Origin of the sequence: Pontibacter ruber (genome assembly GCF_023630205.1) — a bacterium.
Classification (GTDB): domain Bacteria; phylum Bacteroidota; class Bacteroidia; order Cytophagales; family Hymenobacteraceae; genus Pontibacter; species Pontibacter ruber.
This window is the reverse complement of record NZ_JALPRR010000002.1, coordinates 668,016-689,611: the sequence shown is the minus strand read 5'-3', so window position 1 is coordinate 689,611 and position 21,596 is coordinate 668,016. Positions and strand designations below refer to the sequence as shown.

Sequence of the window (21,596 nt, the reverse complement as noted above, 5' to 3'; positions counted from 1 at the left end):
GACTTTTACAAAAATTGCACTAAAATCAGAACAGGTTCAGTTGCTTCTTCTTTTTAAGTGCTGCTTTCTCACTTTCTTTATCCTCTATTTCTACGTCTGCAGCCGCAACAGGTTGAGTGCCGCTGGCTTTCGCCGCCTCCTCCGCAAGTACCAGCAATTCAGAAGGTAACGTAACAGGTTCACGCTTTGCAGCAGCTTTCTTTGCTTTTGGTTTTTCTTCCTGCTCAGCTTCTGCCTGCTTAGGCACCAGCACATCAAGAATTTTATAGTAGTTGAGCTTGTTGCCCATGGCCTTCCAGCCTTTCACATCGATAAATTCGCTCAGCAACAGCTTCTCTGTTTCTTTCTCACCACGCAGGCCACGTTTGAAGGCGATCGTTGCAAGTGGCTCCGGATGGGTAGATACCGCCTCGAGTCTGGAATTCTTGCTTTCTGAAATGAAGGTAAATTTCTTACCTACCGTTGAAGTCTCTATTTTGAAACGCTTCACATAGTAAGTTTTATTGTCTCCTTCATAATAAATAGCTGAAACAACCAGTTCCGGATCATACTTCTGCAGCACCTTGATCTTCTCTACCGTGTAGTGGTTAGCCAGATCAAACGAGGTCTGCTCGTAGGTACCGTCCTCGAAAATCACCAAGATCGTATCGTCGGTGTTGAACGAACCCAGGTAACGACCACGCCCTTCCGTGTTCAGACGACCAATCACTTCGTCGTAGAATATCTCGCGACCACCCAGCGTAGAATCGCCCAGGCTCTTCTGCACCACTTTCTTGATCGGGTACTTCGTTACGATATTACCGTTCGAGCCTTTGCCTTTGATCATCAGTTCGGCAAAGTCGAAGTCGAATTGCTTGTTGCGCGCACTCGCCTGTGGAGCAAGCGTTATACTTACCACTTCTGATTCAGAGTTAGGATTGGCGGTCAGGTAATGTACCTTGGAGCCCTTCTCTCCTTTCGTCAGGTCATACTCTTTATCGCGGGTGATGGACTTAACGGCAAAGCGCTTGGCAAATGAAATACCGGATTTACCATCCACGTAGATCATGTTGTAGACCATGTGCTCGTCGTTCTTGTTGTAAACGCCGGCCATGATGATGTCTTTGCCCACGAAGGTCTTATCCGCCACTTTAGTCACCATAAACTTACCGTCTTTACGGAACACGATGATGTCGTCCATATCAGAGCAGTCGCACACAAACTCGTCTTTGCGCAGGCTGGTACCGATAAAGCCGTCTTTGGCGTTCATGTATAACTTCTGGTTCGCGATAGCCACTTTCTGAGCAGTGATCACATCAAAGGTTTTTACCTGTGTCTTACGCTCACGCCCTTGGCCATACTTCTTCAGCAGGCCTTCAAAGTATGCAATCGCATAACGGATCAGGTTAGCCAGGTTATCATCCACCTCAGCCATTTCCTCTTCCAGCTTCTTGATGTACTCATCGGCTTTGAAAGAGTCATACTTGGAGATGCGTTTGATCTTGATCTCTGTCAGGCGAATGATATCGTCTTCCGTAACCTCGCGGCGAAGCAGCTTCTTAAACGGATCTAAGCCTTTATCGATTGCCTGCAGAACTGCTTCCCAGGTTTCGCATTCTTCGATGTCGCGGTAAATACGGTTCTCGATAAAGATCTTTTCCAGAGATGAATAGTGCCACTTGTCTTCAAGCTCACCTTTACGGATCTCCAACTCACGCTTGAGCAGATCTACCGTTTTAAAAGTAGAAATACGCAGCAACTCATCCACGCTCAGGAAGTGCGGCTTGTCATCGATGATCACGCAGGTGTTCGGTGAGATAGACACTTCGCAATCCGTGAAAGCGTACAGCGCGTCCATTGTCAGGTCAGGCGAAACGCCCGGCGGCAATTGTACTTGTATCTCTACATCAGCAGCCGTGTTATCGATCACCTTCTTGATCTTGATCTTGTTGTTCTCGCTCGCTTTCACGATCGATTCCATCAAACCAGTAGTGGTAACACCATAAGGCACATCACGAATGATGAGCATGGTCTTATCAACCTTCTCAATGGTAGCACGCACACGGATCTTGCCGCCGCGCATACCATTGTTATAGTTGGTTACGTCTACCATACCTCCGTTCGGGAAGTCCGGCAGCAGCGTAGTGCTACGGCCTTTCAGCACATCTATAGAACCTTTGATCAGCTCCTTAAAGTTGTGCGGCATAATCTTGGTCGAAAGACCAACAGCTATACCTTCAACTCCTTGTGCTAACAAAAGCGGGAACTTCACAGGCAGTGTTACCGGCTCGTTTTTACGGCCGTCGTAGCTAAGCTGCCAAAGTGTTGTCTGCGGGTTAAATACCACATCCAGCGCAAACTTAGATAAGCGTGCTTCGATGTAACGTGGTGCAGCCGCGCTATCGCCCGTGCGTACATCACCCCAGTTACCTTGTGTTTCAATTAAAAGGTCTTTCTGGCCCAGGTTTACCATCGCATCGCCAATGGAGGCATCACCGTGCGGGTGGTACTGCATGGTCTGACCAATAACGTTAGCCACTTTGTTAAAGCGACCATCGTCCATCTCCTTCATAGCGTGTAGAATACGGCGCTGCACCGGCTTTAAGCCATCTTCTATGGCTGGTACTGCACGCTCCAGAATTACATAAGAAGCATAGTCCAAGAACCAGTTTTCATACAGACCAGAAACAGGGGTTACGTTATGGATGACTTCTTCTTCTCCATCTGTAAACGCAACTTCCAGTTCCTCTTCTTCGTGGCTGTGCAATTCTTCGTTTATATCCTCGTTATGCATAAATTTCTTCAACTATGTCTTTCTCAATCTTCAAATTCTCGATGATGAACTGCTGACGCTCCGGCGTGTTCTTGCCCATGTAGTAGTTCAGCATTTTCTGGATCGTGGTATCCTTCTGCAAAATCACCGGCTTCAGTTTAATGTTGTCGCCAATGAACTTACCAAATTCATCCGGAGAGATCTCTCCCAACCCTTTAAATCGGGTAATTTCAGGGCGTTTGCCCAGTTTTTGTATTGCTTCCTGCTTTTCGGTTTCGTTGTAGCAATAGATCGTTTCTTTCTTGTTGCGCACCCGGAAAAGCGGCGTCTCCAATATAAACACGTGACCGTTACGCACAAGGTCCGGGAAGAACTGCAGGAAGAACGTAAGTAATAGCAAACGAATGTGCATACCATCCACGTCGGCATCGGTTGCGATTACCACGCGGTTGTAGCGTAAGCCATCCAATCCTTCTTCAATGTTCAAGGCATGTTGCAGCAGGTTCAGTTCTTCGTTTTCGTAAACGATTTTCTTCTTCATGCCAAAGCAGTTCAGGGGCTTACCTCTTAAGCTGAATACAGCCTCTGTATCCACGTTGCGGGATTTGGTAATAGAACCACTGGCAGAGTCACCCTCTGTTATAAAGAGCGTAGACAGCAATGAATTTTCGTGCTTGTCTTCGTTAAAGTGCAGGCGGCAATCACGGAGCTTGCGGTTGTGCAGGTTCGCTTTTTTCGCACGCTGGTTCGCCAGTTTTTTAACACCGGCCATGTCCTTACGCTCGCGCTCGCTCTGCTCAATTCGTTTCTTCAGGGCTTCTGCCGTTGCCGGGTTCTTGTGCAGGTAGTTATCAAGAGCTTCTTTTACAAAGTCGTTGATGTACGCACGAACTGCAGGACCATCCGGCCCCATTTCAATTGAACCGAGCTTCGTCTTCGTCTGCGATTCGAATACAGGCTCCTGCACACGTAGCGATACAGCACCTATAATAGAACCACGGATATCCGCCGCATCGTAATCTTTCTTAAAAAAATCACGCACTGTTTTAACCACCGCCTCACGGAAAGCAGCCAGGTGCGTACCACCCATCGTGGTATACTGACCGTTCACGAAGCTATAGTATTCTTCACCGTAGTCGTTACCGTGCGTCAGCGCCAGCTCAATATCCGGCCCTTTCAGGTGAATAATCGGGTAGCGCATGGTTTCTTCATCGGCTTTGTTACGCAGCAGGTCCAGAAGGCCATTTTCTGAGTAGAACTTTTTGCCGTTGAAGTTTATAGTTAAGCCAGCGTTCAGGTATACATAGTTCCAGATCTGGTTCTCCAGGTATTCCAGGTTAAACTGGTAGTTCTTGAAGATGGTATCGTCCGGCGTGAACGTAGTAAGGGTACCGTTGCGCTGTGAAGTCTGTTCCAGTGGCAGGTCGTTTGTTAAAACGCCACGCTCAAACTCAGCTGCCTTCATCTGTCCATCACGAACCGATTGAATGCGGAAGTGACTGGAAAGGGCGTTTACCGCTTTCGTACCCACACCGTTCAGACCTACTGATTTCTGGAAGGCTTTGCTGTCGTACTTACCACCGGTGTTGATCTTGCTCACGCAGTCGATCACTTTACCCAGCGGAATACCACGGCCATAGTCGCGCACCTGTACCTTGTGGTCTGAGATCTTGATGTCGATGGTTTTACCGAAGCCCATCACGTGTTCGTCGATGGAGTTGTCGATCACCTCTTTCACCAAAATGTAAATACCGTCATCGGCCGAAGAACCGTCTCCAAGCTTGCCGATGTACATACCAGGGCGTAACCTGATGTGCTCGCGCGGCTCCAGCGAGCGAATGCTGTCTTCGTTATAATTGTGCTCTAACTCTGCCATTCTGTAAGCGTAAGTGTAGTTGATTGGGTAGAAATACTCGGAAATATAGAAAAATAAAAGTGTTCAGACGCAACAATTAGTTCCAGCGCCCAACGGATTTGCAAATAAAAGAAATATTTTTGCTAAATATTTTAGTTTTTATTCCTGTTACTAATAGTTACTGCTTATCCTATAGGATATAAAACTACTAAAAATTACTTCTGGTTCATTAAGATTAAGTTTTTTATACATTAATTTTAGCCAACATTTTTAGCAAATTAATATAGCCATACTTCTATACTTACCGCTGAACATTGCTTATTTTAGCGAGCCGAACATTGCCTGCACAAGCAAAGTATAACAGCGTACATACACTACAATGGAAATAAAACTACCCGGCTACTTTAAGTATGTAGTCATCCTGCTGGGCCTGATCCTGCTGATCTGGTTGCTGCAGACCTTTAAGGCTATCCTGATGCCGCTGGCCTTCGCCCTTTTGTTTGCGCTGCTGCTACTGCCCATGACGCGCGACATGGAAAAGTGGCGTGTGCCCAGGGCTTTGGCTATTATCTGCAGCCTGGTGGTAGTAATTGTAGTGCTGGGACTCGTGATCTGGTTTATTTCCATGCAGCTGGCGAGCCTTACCTCCGAACTGGATACCATCGGCAATAACTTCGATAAACTGCTGATAAAAGTACAGGACTTTCTGCACGACAAGTTTGGCATCAGGCGCTCCAACAAAAGTGAGTTCATTCAGAACACGTTTGGCAGCCTGCGCGAAGTATCCACTACCTTCCTGGGCAGCACCATCTCCATGACAACAGGTGCACTGGCTGCTTTCACCGTTGTACCGATCTTTGTCTTCTGCTTTCTCTACTACCGCGACCACCTGCAGCAGTTCCTGTTCAAGTTTGTGGCCAAAGACCGCCGCGCCTATGTGATGCACACCGTGGACAACATCCAGAGCGTGGTGCAAAGCTACATCTCCGGACTGATGATCGTGATCGTGATTGTATCGATGCTAAACTCGGCGGGATTGCTGTTGCTGGGCGTCAAGTATGCGATCTTCTTTGGAGTGTTCGCTTCCATCCTGACCATCATCCCGTACATCGGCATCATGATCGGGGCAACCCTGCCGGCGCTCTTTACCCTGGCGACAACAGGCCACCTGATAGACGCGGTACTGGTGGTGCTGGTGTTTATGTTTGTGCAGTTCCTGGAGGGCAATTTTATCACGCCGTATGTGGTGGGTTCTAAAGTAAGTATAAACCCGTTTGCTGCTATTATTGCCCTGCTGCTGGGCGGCGAGATCTGGGGCGCAGCTGGTATGATTCTTTCTATCCCGCTGATCGCTACCCTGAAAGTGATCTTTGACGCCTATGAACCCCTGCAGCCGTTTGGCTTCCTGCTGGCCGACATCGATGAAGTTAAAACGCAGAAGTCGGGGCAGTTTAAGCAGCTATTCGACAAGCTACGGGAAAAGGCACGGCGAAAGCGGCGTGAAGAGGAACTGGAGGAAAAACTCGAAGAAAAACAGGAGCAGGAACAATAACCCTTTGCTAACATACTTTGCAGCAAAAGCCGCAGGAATGCGTTTTGAAACGTATTACTAAAAATATTGGTTTACAAATAAGCGGCAGGCACAGTGCCGGCAGCAGCTACAAAGTATAAATCTGATTCAGCTTGTACGCCATCATCGATATTGAGACCACAGGCAGCCAGCCTGCTCAAGACAAGATCACCGAGATTGCCATTTTCATACACGACGGTCAGCAGATCGTTGACAAGTATAGTACGCTCATCAATCCGCAGCGCCCTATCCCCTATTTCATTACCCAGCTTACCGGCATTTCCGACGAGATGGTAAAGGATGCACCTAAATTCTACGAGGTGGCCAAGGAGATCGTGGAGTTTACGGAAGGCAAAGTGTTTGTGGCCCACAACGTGCGTTTCGACTATTCTTTCATCAAAAAAGAGTTTGCTGACCTGGGTTACATGTTCCAGCGCAAGACCCTGTGCACCGTGCGCCTGAGCCGTTCGCTTATTCCGGGGCTGCCTTCCTATAGTTTAGGCAAGCTTTGCAAAAGTATCGACATCGACCTGCAGATGCGCCACCGCGCCATCGGCGACGCTGAGGCTACTGCCAAGTTGTTTGACAAGCTCATCAAGATCAACCGCCCGGTAATCGATGGTTCTTACCACATGGCAGATCCTGCGGAACAGCTCAAGCATGAGATCAAAACATCGTTGCTGCCTCCTGCCATCAAAAAAGAGCAGGTGGATGCCCTGCCTACCGAGCCAGGTGTTTACTACTTCCACAACGAAGCAGGCGAGATCATCTACGTGGGCAAGAGTAAGAACATCCGCAAGCGCATTGTGCAGCACTTCAACATCGACTACAAGAGCCGCAAGTCGCTGGACTTTAAAAACCAGATCGCCGACATCACTTACGAGCTGATGGGCAACGAACTGGTAGCATTATTGTTTGAGTCGGCTGAGATCAAGCGCATGAAGCCACATTACAACCGGCAGCAACGCCGCAGCGTGTTCAACACCGGTATCTTTGTATACGAAGACGCCAACGGCTACAAGCGCCTTACCTTTGGCACCGTGAACAAAGCCGACAACATCAGCATGACGCCACTGGTGGCCCTATCCAACCACTACAAAGCAAAGGGATTCCTGTTTCACAAGGTAGCCAAGTATAACCTCTGCCAAAAGTTGTGCGACCTCTACAAAACCAACGGCGCCTGCTTCGATTACCAGGTGCACCAGTGCAATGGTGCCTGCATCGGCAAGGAGAGCCCGGAGGAGTATAATGCCCGCGTGGATGCCGCCATCGACTCGATTACGTACGAGCACAACACGTTTGTATTGGTGGGCAAAGGCAGGGAGCATGGTGAGAAATCCGTTGTGGTGGTGGAGCACGGCACGTATCTTGGCTTCGGCTTTGTAGACGAGTATTTCTCTGCACAAAGTATAGACGACTTTAAAGGCGCCATTACGCGCTACAACGACAACAAGGATATACAGCAGATCATCCGGGGCCACATGCGCGGCAAGCACAAGGAAAAGGTAATCGTGTTTGACTAATTTCAGCAACTATTACCTGCTTGATTATACTTTTCGGCGAATACCACCTCCTTATTTGCTTCTTCACTCATAAATCCTTAATCTCGTTCTGATTATGGTTTAGAGAAATTATACTTAAAATATACTTATAAAACATGGAAAAAAGATTCAGATCGGGCGTACTGTTCGGCGACGAAGTAAGTGAGCTGTTCCGCTACGCTAACGAAAATAAATTTGCACTGCCGGCAGTAAACGTGATCGGCACTAATTCAGTGAATGCCGTGCTGGAAACAGCAAAAGCCGTTAACTCCCCGGTTATCATCCAGTTCTCGCATGGCGGGGCACAGTTCTTTGCCGGAAAAGGATTGTCGAATGATGAACAGAAAGCAGCCATTGCCGGTGCTATCTCAGGCGCGCAGCACGTGCACCTGATGGCCGAAGCCTACGGCGTTCCGGTTATACTTCACACCGACCATGCTGCCAAGAAATTACTTCCCTGGATAGACGGCCTGCTGGATGCCGGTGAGAAATTCTTTGAGCAGAATGGTAAGCCCTTGTACAGCTCGCACATGCTCGACCTATCCGAAGAAGAGATAAAAGAGAACATCGAAACCTGCGCAAGCTACCTGAAACGTATGGACCGCATGGGCATGACCGTAGAGATAGAACTGGGCGTAACCGGCGGTGAGGAAGACGGAGTAGACAACACCGGTGTGGACAGCTCCCGCTTGTATACCCAGCCCGAAGAAGTGGCTTTTGCCTACGAAGAACTGAAAAAAGTGAGCCACCGCTTTACCATTGCGGCAGCTTTTGGCAACGTGCACGGCGTGTACAAGCCCGGTAACGTGGAGCTTCGCCCGGAAATCCTGAAAAACTCGCAGGACTACATCCAGCAGAAGTATGGCACAGGAGCTAACCCGGTAGATTTTGTATTCCATGGTGGTTCCGGCTCCGAGAAAGCAAAAATCACTGAGGCCTTGGGTTATGGCGCTATCAAAATGAACATCGATACCGACATGCAGTGGGCGTTCTGGGATGGCGTGAAAAACTACTACGAAGGCAAGCGCGATTACCTGCAGGGCCAGTTGGGCAACCCGGAAGGTGCCGATTCTCCGAACAAGAAGTATTACGACCCAAGAGTATGGTTGCGCGAAGGAGAAAAGAACTTCATCGCACGCCTGAAGGAAGCATTTGCAGACCTGAACTGCCTGGACAGAAATGCTTAGGTAACAGATCGAAAATAATTTCAACGATAAGGGTGAGGCCACAGCTTCACCCTTTATCGTTTAAAGGCAGTATTGATAAATTGCAGCAAAGCGCCCCGTACATGAAGGAGGATACGACGTTCCAACTATTGCTATCAAGCATCAACGAAAAAGTACGCTTAACCGAAACAGAGATGCAGGTATGCAAAAGCTTCTTTACTCCTAAAAAGCTCCTGAAAAAACAACTTCTCCTGCAACATCAGGAGGTTTGCCATTTCATTGCGTTTGTAGTGCAGGGCATACTTCGCTCCTATACAGTAGATGCTAAAGGAAATGAGCATGTAGTGCAGTTTGCGTTGGAAGGCTGGTGGATTTCGGACAACTACAGCTTTCTGACCGGAGAACCATCTACCTACAACATTGATGCCCTTGAAGATGCCGAGCTGCTGTTGCTGAGCCGCCCTGCCATGGACGAACTGCTGCTGAAAGTACCCGCCATGGAGCGCTATTTCCGGATACTGATGCAAAACAGCCTGGTTGCGCTGCAACGCCGCCTTGTCGGCTCTCTGAGCTACACGGCTGAAGAAAAGTATACCAACCTGATCAGAACCTACCCCGACATCGCGCAGCGGGTGCCCCAGCACCAGATCGCCTCCTATCTTGGTATTAAGCCCGAAACACTGAGCCGCATCCGAAAACAACTTACTTCCAGGTAGTTTCTTATACTTCAAGGCCATTTCTTGATGCAGGTCAAGGCGCTGCCAGATTGTATGCTTTACCTTTGTGCAAAGGTTGTAGACTTGGATCACAGCACATGAACCGAAAACATTTTATCAGAACAGTAGCACTAGGAGCAGTAGGTATGACAGGCTTATCCGCATTTAACAAATTTACCGGTACGTTAAAGGAAGAAGGGCAACTTATGCCGGTGTTGTTCATCGGGCATGGCTCGCCTATGAACGGAATCGAAGACAATGACCTGACGCAGCGCTGGAAGCAAATGGCTGCTGAAATACCGGTGCCTAAGGCGGTGCTTGTAGTTTCAGCCCACTGGCTCAGCAAGGGAACCCGAATCACTGCCATGGACTTCCCGCAAACCATCCATGATTTCGGAGGCTTTCCCAATGCCCTGTTTGAGGTACAGTACCCGGCACCCGGTGATCCGGCGCTGGCCAGAGAAACAGCCTCTCTTATTACGTCTACCCAAGTAGAGCAGGACCACGACTGGGGGCTGGACCACGGCACCTGGACCATCATCCGGCACATGTACCCGGAAGCAACCATTCCGGTGCTGCAGCTAAGTATAGATTATACCAAAGGGCCGCAGTATCATTACGACCTGGCAAAAGAATTATACAACCTCCGGAAAAAAGGGGTGCTGATTGTAGGAAGCGGCAACATGGTACACAACCTGCGCATGGTAGCCTGGGACAAGCTTACGGCCGATGCCTACGGGTACGACTGGGCACTGCAGATGAATACCAAGTTCAAGGAACTGATTTCGGCAGGTGAGCACCAGTCGCTGATCAGGTATGAAAGTCTTGGGAAGGAAGCCTTGCTGGCGATTCCGACGCCGGAGCATTACCTGCCGTTGCTGTACACGCTGGGCCTGAAGGGGGAAAGCGATCCTGTTTCTTTTTTCAACGACAAAGCTGTCGCCGGCTCCCTGACCATGACTTCCGTTAAATTTGGGTAGTTGCTTAGCTGGTGTCGGAGTAAAGGAAGGTATACAGGCTTTCGTATGCGGTAATAAGTCTATTTATGCTCCTGAAGCCATTTGTAAATCTCTTCTGTGTCTTCTTTGCGGCAGAGCTCCGAGCCTGGCGTCATGGTTGCGGCCGTACCGGCCGCTACACCGTAGCGAATAACGTCTTCCAGCGGCCACCCTTTCAGCAGACTCATTACCATACCGGCAACCATACTATCCCCGGCACCTACTGCACTCTCCTGCTTTACAGTAGGCGGCGCCACGTATAGTATGCCTGTTTCCTTCGAGGCAAGCATCGCACCGCGCGGGCCAAGCGAAACTACCAGTACCTTGCACTTGCCTTCGTCGAGTACCTGCATGGCAATCTTTTCCTGCTCCAGTGCCGAGATATGTTCTTTGCCCGCCAGCTTCGCCAGTTCCCCCAGGTTCGGTTTGATCAGGTACAAACCTTCTCCGGCTGCTTTTATAAGTGCCTCCCCCGATGTATCTACAATCAGCCGGAATCCACGCTTGTGAGCGATAACTGCCAGCTGCAGGTAAAAGTCATCGGGTACGCCGGGCGGAAGGCTGCCGCTGGCAACCACATACTCCGGTAGCTCCTTTAATTGCTCCAGCTTTTCGATTACCTGCTTCCACTCCTGCTCCTCCGTTTGCTGGCCGGGCATACCGAACCTGAACTGGTCGCCTGTGCTGTCTTCCTTCACCATCAGGTTTTCGCGGGTCCAGCTTTTGGTCTGGCCAGCCCAGTACTCTACTCCCTCCTTCCGGAGTAATTCGCAAAGCCGTTCGCCTGCCGGACCACCGGCCAGCAGCCAGGCACAGGACTCACCACCAAGCTTTTTTACCGCCCGCGACACATTGATGCCGCCTCCGCCGGGCTCATACACCGGCTCGGCACAGCGCAATTTTTTCTCAGGAAGCACCCGGTTTATGTGCGTGCTTTTGTCTAAAGCAGGATTTAGTGTGATGGTGAGGATTTTATGCATGCTGCTATACTTACACTCCAGGTTTCAGATCAGGTTCCGGTTCAGGTAAACCCCGTTTGCAGGACAGGCCTGAACTATGATTCAATGCTACAGGATAGTATGTCTTACGTCCTGATGCTCCTGAAAGCTAACGCCTGATATCAAACTCACGCTTTTCGCCCGTCTGGAAAGTATAAACCTTGTTTCGATACCCGATCTGTACTTCTTTAGATAAACCTTTGTCAAAGCTCACCGTCATTTTCTCCTTTGAGATCAGCAGAGAGATCCAGTGTCCGCGGTAGCGTACCTGCAGGCTCAGGCTGGACATTTCATCCGGTAACACGGGGTTGAGCCATAACACATCCTCCCGGTTTTCGATCCCTGTAAACGCGCGCTGCACCAGGTCAACAGTACCGGCCATTGCCCCCAGGTGTACCCCCTCTGCTGTTGTTCCGCCCTGTATGTCTTCAAAGTCGCTTACCAGCGCAACTTCAAAATTAGACCAGGCCCGCTTCCGGTCAGAGCGCGCCAGCACCCATGCGTGCACAATCTTACTCAGGGTAGAGCCGTGCGAGGTGCGCTGCTCATAGTAGGCTATATTTGCAGGTATACTTTCGGGCTTGAAATCGTAGCCCAGGCGCTGGAAAATCTGCAATAGTCCTTCGGAAGAGAACAGGTAAAACAGCATGAGCACATCGGCCTGCTTGCTGGCTTTATACTTGTTCACGTTGTCGCCTTCGCTTTCCAGAATGCGATCAAGCCGGATAGCATCCCCATACTTAGCCCGATACGATTCCCAGTCAAACTCTTTAAGCTGGTCATAGCCGTCGAATTGTGCAATTATACTGCTGTCACCGATAAAAGGAACGTACATGCGTTTGCTGATGTCACGCCAACGTTCCAGGTCCTCTTCTGAAATGCTGAGTTTGTGGAGCAATTCCTGTACCCTGGATTCGTCCAGCACCTGAAACAGATCGAGTGCGCACTGGATGGTCCAAGTGGCCATTAGGTTGGTGTAGGCATTGTTGTTCAGCCCGATTTCACCTGAATCGGGGTAAGAAGTATGGTACTCGTCGGGGCCAACTACATGCCGGATCTCGTAACGGCCTGTGCTTTCGTTGAAGGTGGCGATGGTAGACCAGAACTGGGCAATATCGAGGATGAGTTCGGCACCATAGAAGATGAGGAATTTTTTATCATCCGTGGTCTGGTAATACTGCCATACATTGTAGGCAATTGCCGCGCTGATGTGGCGCTGCAGATAGGTATTATCTGGAAGCCAGCGCCCCGATTGCGGATTCAGGTGAATGAGCTGGCTTTCTTCGCGGCCGTTGCTGCCGCTCTGCCAGGGAAACATAGCGCCCCGGTAACCGGCTGCCCTTGCTGCGTAACGTGCCTCCGGCAAGCGTCGGAAACGGTACATCAAAAGCTCACGGGTAATTTCGGGCATGCGCAGGTTCAGGAACGGAAAAATGAACAGCTCATCCCAGAAAATGTGGCCCCGGTACGCCTCCCCATGCCAGCCCCTGGCCGGTACGCCAACATCGAGATCGGCCGTATGACTGGATACAGTCTGCAGCAAGTGAAAAATGTGCAACCGAAGGATGGACTGGGCCTTTGTATTAGAAGCGGATAGTTTGAGATCGCAACGACTCCAGAGTCGTTTCCAGGCCTGTTTCTGCCCTTCGAACAGCTCTCCGAAACTGCCCTGCCGCTCCATGTTGGTGCAGGCATCGAGCATAGGCTCCGAGATGGCCCAATCGCGGGAAGTATACAGCAGCACGACTTTTTCGAGCCGCAGCGGTTGCCCTTGTGTTACCCCAAGCTGCAGTTTTTGTGCCGCATAGCCTTTTTGGCTTTGCTGTTGCCGGGTGATGTTGTTACCGGCAGCACCTGCAACCACGCGGGTGCGCGCTACCTGTGCCATTCGGATCTTAGACTGTACCGACTGCACCACCAAGTACATGGTTTCTTCGTTTGTATGGCCCTGCTCCAGTGTCTCCAGGTGCTGGCTTGCAAGTGCCCGGTAACGGGCTATTCCGCTGTTGATCACGCGTCCGTCCAGTGCTACTAAAAGCTCAATATCTCCGGACCAGTTCAGCGGCGTCAGCTCCCATTCGATGGCGGCCAAGTGCTGGTTGATCATACTTACAAAGCGCCTGCTCTGCAGCTGCGACTCGCGTCCCTGGTTATCCCGAAAATGCATCTGCCTGATCAGCACACCTTCCTGCATGTTCAGTTCCTGCCGGAAACTGAGTATCTCTACGCCGCTCGTGTGAAACCATTCCTCTTTCGGGTGGCGGAAGGTGATGGGCAGCCAGTTTGGCCAGTTCACCAGGTCTTCGTTCTCAATCTTCTTACCTGCAATTTCGGATATAAGGCGGTTGTAGCCCCCGGCCAGGTAAGTACCGGGGTAGAAAAGATCTGCTTCGGCTTTTGTTTCCTCGAAGGCGCCCCGGGTGGCAAAGTAGCCGTTGCCTAAGGTGCAAAGTGCTTCCCGCAGGGGGTGCTCCTTCGGAGACCAATGCTCATAAACGATGCTCCATTCACTCATGGCGCCGCTGCTTGATGATCGCTGTAAGCTTTTGCAGGAAAGCCTGCACCTCCGACACATCCTCTAACTTGTACCGGGCAGCTGTTTTCTCGTCATGGGCGCCTACCAGTATACCGATCCCATGCTCTTGCAGCGAAGCAAAGGCATCTTCGTCTGTAATGTCATCCCCGATATAAATAGGCAGGATATCGGGCTTGTTCAGGTGCAGTTCTTCCAGCAGCCAGAGCACCGCTTTTCCTTTGTGCCAGTCCAGGTTTGGCTTGAGCTCGTAAATCTTTTTGCCCAGCCCTTTCTTGAGCTGCGGGCACTGTGCCAAGACCTGGTCTACAGCCTGCTCTACCTCTTTTACCTGCTCTTCGGCTACGTTGCGGAAGTGCACGGCTATGGCATACTTCTTTCGCTCTACCAGTGCGCCCTGTACGTGCTGAAGTTTTTCTTTAAGGATCGCATCGGCTGCATCCAGGGCTGGCAATGCCGCTGCCGCCCCACCGGGCTCGGAATGCTTGCCATCGGGTCCTGAAATATCGAAGCCGTGCGAGCCGGCAAAGTATAAATTATCAAGCTGCACCAGGTTTTGTACGTTCTGACGGTCACGGCCACTTACTACGGCCACGGGGCATACTTCCGCCAGTTGCCGAAGTACTTCCTTCATTTCCGGGCTAAGTACAGCCATTTCGGGTTGCTTTACGATGGGGGTCAGGCAGCCATCATAATCCAGGAAAACGGCGGGTTGCTTGCTGTCCAGCAATTCGTTCAGGTGGTCCAGCACCGACGGCAATTCTGCTGCTTCCCGTTTCTGCACCTGCGTTTGCGGTTGGTTTGTCATGGTATCTTCTTCGGTTGGAAATTTCTGTATCACAAGGTCGGCGCCTTGTTCTTTTAGTGCTGCGGCATCACCCGTACGGTCTACTCCTACTACCAGCGCAAAGCCGCCAGCCCTGCCTGCCTGCACACCTGCCAGCGCATCTTCAAATACGGCAGCTTCCTGCGTTTGTACACCCAACTGCCGGGCAGCCTCCAGAAAAATATCGGGTGCAGGTTTCCCTTTCAAGCCCAGCTTTGCCGACACAATCCCATCTACCCGTACCTCAAAGAGGTTTTCCAGACCTGCTGCGGCAAGTATAGCTCGGCAGTTTTTACTTGCAGATATAACTGCGGTACGCAAACCACGCCTGCGCTGTTGTTTCAGCCAGGCAACGGTGTCGGGGTATGCTTCCACTCCCCCTTTCTGCACCAACTCCTGAAAGTATACATTCTTCAGGTTTCCCAGTCCGGCCACCGTTTCTTTACCGGGTGCATCTTCCGGAGTACCCTCCGGCAACAGGATATTGCGTGATTCCAGAAAATTACGCACCCCATCGTAACGCGGAATGCCATCGATGTACTTCCGGTAGTCGGTTTCTATACTTAGCGGCTCATATTGCCTGCCTTCCTGTTGTCCGCGTTTTCTGAGGTAATCGTCAAACATACGCTTCCAGGCTTGTGCATGTACTCTGGCTGTCTGTGTGATTACCCCGTCCAGGTCTAAGATGAGCGCCTTGATGTGTTTGTTCTCCAGTAACTGAAGCAGGTTGTGTTGCGGCATGTTGTAGGGTACTTGCACGGGTTATACTTTCAGTAGGCTTCCTGCAAAATCATACTTGTCTTTGGTGTTTAATGTTCTTACAATCGAGGTTAGCTATAAAGCAAAAGTGCCCCCTGTTTGTACAGGAGGCGCTTTTGCTTATCAGAAGTATAAATTCTGTTTAAGAGTTCTGTGTTGTGGCTGCTTTCGGCTTCAGCTCGGCCGCAAATCCTTTGATCACGGTGTCGGCACCTTTCGACTCCAGCATTTCCTGAGCGAAGCTGCGGTCTACGCCTACGATCAGGCCGAAGCCTCCTGCTTTCGCACCTTTAATACCTGCTGCGGTATCCTCGAAAACAGCTGCCTCTTTCGAATCCACGCCTAAACGGCGGGCGGCCTCCAGGTAAATGTCCGGCGCTGGTTTGCTGCTCAACTTCAGTTCGTTTGCCACCACTTTGTCTACCCGTACCTCAAACAGCCTGTCTAATCCGGCACGACGCAGAATGGTAAGGCAGTTGCGGCTACCCGAAACAATGGCGGTTTTCATACCTGCCTGCTGCTGCTCTTTCACATACTTTACGGCATCATCAAATACATCCACACCGTTATGCTTCAACAGTTCGTGGAAATAATAATCTTTGCGTTCACCCAGTCCTACAAGTGTGTTGTCACCTATGCTGTCGGTAGGGTTACCTTCGGGCAGCGTAATTCCGCGAGAGGCCATAAAATTGCGCATGGCATCCAGGCGGGGCACATCGTGCACATAGGTCTGGTAGTCCCTCTTCAGGTCGAACGGCTCGTAGGCTTTGCCATCCTGTTCTTTGCGCATGCGCAGGAACGAGTCACACAGCGTTTTCCATGCCTGCGCATGCAGACCGGCCGTGTTTGTAAGCACCCCATCCATGTCCAGTATCAGGGCTTTTATATTTCTCTCTTGTAAAAGATCACTCAGATTACTCATAAGATAAGGTATGCTTGATAGGTTTCTGTTACTTTTTAAAAGAAGCTGCGAACGTCAGACGCCCGTTTAGGATAACGCCACAGGCTTAGCATATTGCCCGCTGTCTTGCAAAAGCAATTGCAGTTGTATGTATATTATACTTCAGATAGCAGGCGGAGCAGCCTCTTACGGGCCTTCAAATATAGGCACATGCCACCATAGTCACAGCATGTACGATTATTAATTGTAAATGTATACGGTATTTTATCTTCATCGGGGACTAAAAATGATTACCGATGAGAATATTAATGCTGTAGACACTAACAATTGCTGATGGATGCACCGCAGTTACGTAATAAGCCTAGGGAATGCCCCGGGTTTGCTCCTGGGGTGGAACATCAGGCCCCTGTTCCGGACGAGGCGGATGCGTACATGGTTTTGTATCATGACAGGGATCCGAGGGTGGCGTGGTTTTGCCTAAATCTTCCTCTAAAATTCGTTTTTTCTTTTTCCCCTGATCCTCTTCTGGTTTTCCTTTCATACTTGTTATACTTTATACTTTAGCTGGCATAGCTTACCGGCATTTTACGAGATGCGGGCATGCAGGTGATGCTCTGCCTCCAGAATATTCTTTATACCATGGGCGATAGCGTCCGGGTTAAACGAAATACTATCTATACCCCGCTCAACTAGGAAGCGCGTAACTTCCGGGTAGTCGCTGGGTGCCTGCCCGCACAGCCCAACTTTTATACCTTTGCTATGCCCCCGCTCGATGGCCAGGGCAATCATTTTCTCGGCGGCCGGATTCCGTTCGTTAAACAACCTGCTGATGGTGGCGGAGTCGCGGTCGATGCCTAGCGTGAGCTGTGTCAGGTCGTTGGAGCCAATGGAAAACCCATCAAAGATCTCAGCAAATTCTTCGGCAAGGATCACGTTGCTTGGTATTTCTACCATCATGTAGATCTGCAGGCCGTTCTCGGCCTGCTTCAGCCCGGCCTCGGCCATTTGCGCCACCACTTTGCGGCCCTCCTCGAGTGTACGGCAGAACGGGATCATAAGCTTGACGTTGGTAAGGCCCATCTCGTCCCGCACCACGCGCATGGCCTCGCATTCGAGCTTAAAACCGTCGCGGTATGCAGGATGGTAGTAGCGGGAGGCCCCACGGAAGCCCAGCATTGGATTTTCTTCGTGCGGTTCGAACTGTGCTCCTCCCAGCAGGTTGGCATACTCATTCGTCTTGAAATCACTCATCCGTACAACCACGTCGCGCGGGTAAAAGGCAGCTGCAATGGTTGCCACGGCCTGCGAGAGTTTTTCTACAAAATATGCTTTGGGCGTGTCGAAGCCCTGTGTCAGCTCCCGGATCTGTTCTTTTGCCTGCTGGTCTTTCAGCTCATCAAAGTATAGCAATGCCATCGGGTGTGCTTTGATGCTGTTGGTGATGATGAATTCCAGGCGCATCAGCCCTACTCCTGCCACCGGGTACATGGCGTACTGAAAAGCGAGCTCCGGATCTCCTAAGATCAGCATGGGCTCTGTTTCGGGCTTGCCCAATTCATTCAGATCGATCTCTTCTTCTTCCCAGGCGAGCATTCCGGCGTAAATTTTACCTTCCTCACCCTCGGCACACGATACGGTGACCTCCTGCCCGTCCTGTATTTTTTTTGTGGCGTTGCCGGTACCCACCACGGCCACAGCCCCTAATTCGCGGGCCACAATTGCTGCATGGCTGGTGCGACCGCCACTGTCGGTAACAATAGCAGAGGCCATCTTCAGTACCGGGTCCCAATCGGGGTTGGTAATGCCGGTTACCAGTACATCGCCCTCTTTGAGTTTATCAATTTCTTTCGGAGAATGCAGCAGCCGTGCCTTTCCCGCTGTTATTTTGTCGCCAATGCCGTTGCCGGTGGTGATCACTTTTCCTTTTTCGAGGAGGCGGTATCTTTTAAGCGTGCCTTTTTTCCTCCTGCCATGCACAGTTTCGGGGCGTGCCTGCACGATAAACAACGCACCGGTGATGCCATCTTTTGCCCACTCGATATCCATGGATTTGCCGTAGTGCTCTTCTATCAGGAGCGCCCACTGGCCCAACTGCAGGAGCTCCTCGTTGCTGAGTACCCACTGGTGCTGCATTTCTGACGGCGTAGGGATGTTTTGGGTAGTTGTCTGCTGCCTATCGGTTTGCAACCCTGCTGCTTCAGCATAGACCATTGTCTTTTCCTTGGTTCCCATTTTCCTGGAGATGACAGCCTGCTTTCCTTGCCGCAGTGCTTCCTTAAATACGTAAAATTCGTCTCCAATCACAGCTCCCTGTACCACGTTTTCGCCGAGTCCCCAACTGCCGGTGATAAAAATCACGGTAGCTACACCACTGTCCGGCGCAAGGGTAAAGCATACGCCGGCACTTGCTTTATCGGATCGTACCATCCGCTGCACGCCCGCCGACAGCGCCACTTTCATGTGCTCAAAGCCATTGTCGACGCGGTACTTGATGGCCCGGTCGTTGAAAAGCGAGGCAAAACATCGCTGGCAGGCCTCCACCACCGCATCGGCTCCGGTAATATTCAGAAACGACTCATGTTGCCCCGCAAAGCTTGCTTCCGGCAGGTCTTCGGCGGTGGCGCTGCTGCGTACGGCCACTCCGGTCATACCTTGCTCCTGCAGTTCGAGCTGCCGGTAAGCCTCCTTTATCGCCAGGGCAACTTCAGGTGGCATCTGTGCCTGCAGTACCAGTGCGCGGCATTTAGAGCCTACTTCGTGCAGGTTATGAAAGTCTTTTGTATCGAGGGAGTCGAGCAGGTCGTGCAAGGGTTGCCGCAGCTGATTCTGGTCCAGAAACATGTTAAAAGCAGCTACTGTAGTGGCAAAACCATCGGGAATGTTGATTCCTTTGGGGCTCAGCTGCTGGATCATTTCACCAAGAGAGGCGTTCTTACCTCCTACTATAGCGGTGTCGCTGTTTGATATCTGTCTGAACGGGAGGATGTATGGCAGCATGACTTGCGTATATAATTTAACACTAAACCGTTTTGATTTTTCTACGAATCATACTTCATTTGGATGTTTCGGGCTAAACCTGGAAGTAGGGTTAAGTAGAAGCTGGTAAACTGGCTGTTATAAGAAAGCATTTATACTTACCTGCTGCCATACTTTGCTTTTATACTTCAGAGAGGTACATCAGGCACAAAGCATATCCTGCTATTAGCTGCCGGAGAATATCCTGTAACTCTAAATACAAGCAACCTTATAAAGAAAAATGCAGTAATTTTGCCCACATACAACAACGTCCCACACAACTTTGCTATGTTAAAAAATTACGCTCCTACCCAAACCAACGCCTGGAAAAAACTGGAAGCACACTTTGCTGAAGTGCAGCCACAGCACCTCCGTGATCTTTTTGCAAACGACCCGCAGCGCTTCGAGAAGTTTGCATTCCATTTCGAGGATACGCTTTTCGACCTATCCAAGAACCGCATTACCGAAGAGACGCTTGACCTGCTGACGGAACTGGCCGAGGAAATGGAAGTAAAAGCGGCGATCGAAAGTATGTTCAGCGGGGAAAAGATCAATGCGACCGAAGGCCGTGTAGTGCTGCATACCGCGCTGCGTAATTTTACGGACCAGCAACTGGAGGTTGACGGAGAAAACGCACTTCAGGAGGTACGCGATGTACAACAGCAGATGAAAGCGTTCTGCAGCAAACTACACTCCGGCGAGTGGACCGGCTACACCGGCAAGCGCATCCAAAGCATCGTAAATATCGGGATTGGCGGCTCTGACCTGGGACCTAAAATGGTGGTGGAAGCCCTCAAGAAATACCAGAAGCCTGAGCTGGAAGTATACTTTGTTTCGAATGTAGATGGCACCGACGCAGCTGAAACACTGCGCCGGCTGGATCCGGAGACAACGCTTTTCATCATTGCATCCAAAACCTTCACTACAAAGGAAACTTTGGCCAATGCCCATACGGCTCGCGACTGGTTCCTGGAGCAGGCCAAGGACAAAGAACACATCAAGAAACATTTTGTGGCGCTGTCGACAAATACCGAAGCGGTTGCAGCTTTTGGCATTGCCCCGGAAAACACCTTCCGCTTCTGGGATTGGGTAGGCGGCCGTTTCTCGTTGTGGTCGGCTATTGGCCTGTCTGTTGCCTGTGCGCTGGGCTATGATCGTTTTGAAGAGCTGTTGCGCGGTGCCGAAGCCATGGACAAGCATTTCCGCCAGACGCCACTGCGCCAGAACATACCCGTACTGATGGGCCTGCTGAGCACCTGGTATACTGATCTTTTCGGAGCCCAGACCCATGCCATACTTCCGTACGATCAATACCTGCGCCTGCTGCCCGAGTACCTGCAGCAGCTGCTGATGGAGAGTAACGGCAAGAGCGCAAGCCGCAACGGCGATACAGTAAATTACCAGACGCAACCGGTGATCTGGGGGGCAGCCGGCACCAACAGTCAGCACTCGTTCTTCCAGCTCATCCACCAGGGCACTTACCTGATTCCCTGCGACTTTATCGCTCCGGCACAAAGCCACAACCCAATCGGGCAGCACCACCTGATGCTGCTTTCCAACTTCTTTGCCCAGACTGAAGCTCTGATGAAAGGCAAGACGGCAGAAGAAGTACGCGAAGAGTTCCGGCAGAAGAGCGGAACTGTAACAGAAGAGCAGGAGCAACTGGTTCAGCACAAGGTTTTCGAAGGCAACAAGCCATCCACGTCCATCATGTTCAAAAAGCTGACACCGTATACGTTGGGCAGCCTGATTGCCATGTATGAGCACAAGGTATTTGTACAGGGTGTGATCTGGAATATCTACAGCTTTGATCAGTGGGGCGTGGAACTGGGCAAGCAGCTGGCCGGTACCATCGAAAAAGAAATACTCGAAGGCGCAGCGGGCAAACACGACAGCTCGACCAACGGACTCATCGCTTACTATAATCAAAACCGTAGCTAATCCGGCAAACACGCAGGCACCTGAC

Annotated in this window: 14 protein-coding genes; 6 read left to right on the top strand and 8 right to left on the bottom strand. The window is 50.7% G+C overall.

The genetic code is table 11. The features are described 5' to 3' along the window. Nucleotides 1-25 precede the first annotated feature (25 nt). Both MJ611_RS09770 and MJ611_RS09765 read right to left on the bottom strand, forming a co-directional pair. Nucleotides 26-2,773, bottom strand: coding sequence for a DNA gyrase/topoisomerase IV subunit A (locus MJ611_RS09770; RefSeq protein ID WP_250429585.1), 2,748 nt, complete (start codon nt 2,771-2,773; stop codon nt 26-28). Continuing rightward, nucleotides 2,766-4,628 carry a DNA topoisomerase IV subunit B gene (locus MJ611_RS09765; protein ID WP_187029796.1) on the bottom strand — a complete coding sequence of 621 codons (1,863 nt, stop codon included), beginning with the start codon at nt 4,626-4,628 and terminating at the stop codon, nt 2,766-2,768. Before MJ611_RS09765 ends, MJ611_RS09770 begins: the two co-directional genes overlap by 8 nt. A gap of 358 nt (nt 4,629-4,986) precedes the next feature. Here MJ611_RS09765 and MJ611_RS09760 point away from each other — a divergent pair, with 358 nt between their 5' ends. The 5 genes from MJ611_RS09760 (at nt 4,987) to ygiD (ending at nt 10,580) form a co-directional block, all read left to right on the top strand. Beyond that, a complete protein-coding gene (locus MJ611_RS09760; protein ID WP_250429583.1) occupies nt 4,987-6,159 on the top strand; it encodes an AI-2E family transporter in 1,173 nt (390 codons plus the stop codon). Nucleotides 6,160-6,290: 131 nt separating this feature from the next. Then, nucleotides 6,291-7,700, top strand: coding sequence for an exonuclease domain-containing protein (locus MJ611_RS09755; protein ID WP_250429581.1), 1,410 nt, complete (start codon nt 6,291-6,293; stop codon nt 7,698-7,700). A 134-nt stretch (nt 7,701-7,834) separates the two neighbouring features. Further along, nucleotides 7,835-8,905 carry a class II fructose-bisphosphate aldolase gene (gene fbaA / locus MJ611_RS09750; RefSeq protein WP_250429579.1) on the top strand — a complete coding sequence of 357 codons (1,071 nt, stop codon included), beginning with the start codon at nt 7,835-7,837 and terminating at the stop codon, nt 8,903-8,905. Between the two features lie 101 nt (nt 8,906-9,006). Next, nucleotides 9,007-9,600 (top strand): Crp/Fnr family transcriptional regulator, encoded by a 594-nt coding sequence (locus MJ611_RS09745; protein WP_250429577.1) that lies wholly within the window; start codon nt 9,007-9,009, stop codon nt 9,598-9,600. Nucleotides 9,601-9,746: 146 nt separating this feature from the next. Further along, on the top strand, nt 9,747-10,580 hold the full coding sequence (gene ygiD / locus MJ611_RS09740) for a 4,5-DOPA-extradiol-dioxygenase (protein WP_250430040.1): 834 nt from the start codon (nt 9,747-9,749) through the stop codon (nt 10,578-10,580). Nucleotides 10,581-10,639: 59 nt separating this feature from the next. Here the strand turns inward: ygiD and MJ611_RS09735 are convergent, their stop codons facing one another. The 6 genes from MJ611_RS09735 to ppsA all read right to left on the bottom strand — a co-directional run bounded on the left by MJ611_RS09735 (nt 10,640) and on the right by ppsA (nt 19,612). Then, nucleotides 10,640-11,578 (bottom strand): 1-phosphofructokinase family hexose kinase, encoded by a 939-nt coding sequence (locus MJ611_RS09735; protein ID WP_250429575.1) that lies wholly within the window; start codon nt 11,576-11,578, stop codon nt 10,640-10,642. Nucleotides 11,579-11,705: 127 nt separating this feature from the next. Continuing rightward, nucleotides 11,706-14,111: a glycoside hydrolase family 65 protein gene (locus MJ611_RS09730; protein WP_250429573.1), complete on the bottom strand. Its 2,406-nt coding sequence runs from the start codon at nt 14,109-14,111 to the stop codon at nt 11,706-11,708. Then, entirely contained in the window at nt 14,104-15,714 is a 1,611-nt protein-coding gene (gene otsB / locus MJ611_RS09725; protein WP_250429571.1) for a trehalose-phosphatase, read from the bottom strand. Before otsB ends, MJ611_RS09730 begins: the two co-directional genes overlap by 8 nt. A 142-nt stretch (nt 15,715-15,856) precedes the next feature. Next, the gene (locus MJ611_RS09720) at nt 15,857-16,636 is read right to left on the bottom strand and encodes an HAD family hydrolase (protein ID WP_250429570.1); all 780 of its coding nucleotides are present in this window, start codon (nt 16,634-16,636) and stop codon (nt 15,857-15,859) included. Nucleotides 16,637-16,976: 340 nt separating this feature from the next. Then, entirely contained in the window at nt 16,977-17,156 is a 180-nt protein-coding gene (locus MJ611_RS09715; RefSeq protein WP_250429568.1) for a hypothetical protein, read from the bottom strand. A 44-nt stretch (nt 17,157-17,200) separates the two neighbouring features. Further along, a complete protein-coding gene (gene ppsA / locus MJ611_RS09710; RefSeq protein WP_250429566.1) occupies nt 17,201-19,612 on the bottom strand; it encodes a phosphoenolpyruvate synthase in 2,412 nt (803 codons plus the stop codon). A gap of 306 nt (nt 19,613-19,918) precedes the next feature. Between ppsA and pgi the strand changes: the two genes are divergently transcribed. After that, nucleotides 19,919-21,571, top strand: a complete 1,653-nt coding sequence (gene pgi, locus MJ611_RS09705) for a glucose-6-phosphate isomerase (protein WP_250429565.1) — start codon at nt 19,919-19,921, stop codon at nt 21,569-21,571. Nucleotides 21,572-21,596: the final 25 nt, after the last annotated feature.

Excerpts from the sequence above, each read along its gene's own strand:
- MJ611_RS09770 (WP_250429585.1), bottom strand. The coding sequence starts at position 2,773 with ATGCATAACGAGGATATAAACGAAGAATTGCACAGCCACGAAGAAGAG.
- MJ611_RS09765 (WP_187029796.1), bottom strand. The coding sequence starts at position 4,628 with ATGGCAGAGTTAGAGCACAATTATAACGAAGACAGCATTCGCTCGCTG.
- MJ611_RS09760 (WP_250429583.1), top strand. The coding sequence starts at position 4,987 with ATGGAAATAAAACTACCCGGCTACTTTAAGTATGTAGTCATCCTGCTG.
- fbaA (WP_250429579.1), top strand. The coding sequence starts at position 7,835 with ATGGAAAAAAGATTCAGATCGGGCGTACTGTTCGGCGACGAAGTAAGT.
- MJ611_RS09745 (WP_250429577.1), top strand. The coding sequence starts at position 9,007 with ATGAAGGAGGATACGACGTTCCAACTATTGCTATCAAGCATCAACGAA.
- ygiD (WP_250430040.1), top strand. The coding sequence starts at position 9,747 with ATGACAGGCTTATCCGCATTTAACAAATTTACCGGTACGTTAAAGGAA.
- MJ611_RS09735 (WP_250429575.1), bottom strand. The coding sequence starts at position 11,578 with ATGCATAAAATCCTCACCATCACACTAAATCCTGCTTTAGACAAAAGC.
- MJ611_RS09730 (WP_250429573.1), bottom strand. The coding sequence starts at position 14,111 with ATGAGTGAATGGAGCATCGTTTATGAGCATTGGTCTCCGAAGGAGCAC.
- MJ611_RS09720 (WP_250429570.1), bottom strand. The coding sequence starts at position 16,636 with ATGAGTAATCTGAGTGATCTTTTACAAGAGAGAAATATAAAAGCCCTG.
- MJ611_RS09715 (WP_250429568.1), bottom strand. The coding sequence starts at position 17,156 with ATGAAAGGAAAACCAGAAGAGGATCAGGGGAAAAAGAAAAAACGAATT.
- ppsA (WP_250429566.1), bottom strand. The coding sequence starts at position 19,612 with ATGCTGCCATACATCCTCCCGTTCAGACAGATATCAAACAGCGACACC.
- pgi (WP_250429565.1), top strand. The coding sequence starts at position 19,919 with ATGTTAAAAAATTACGCTCCTACCCAAACCAACGCCTGGAAAAAACTG.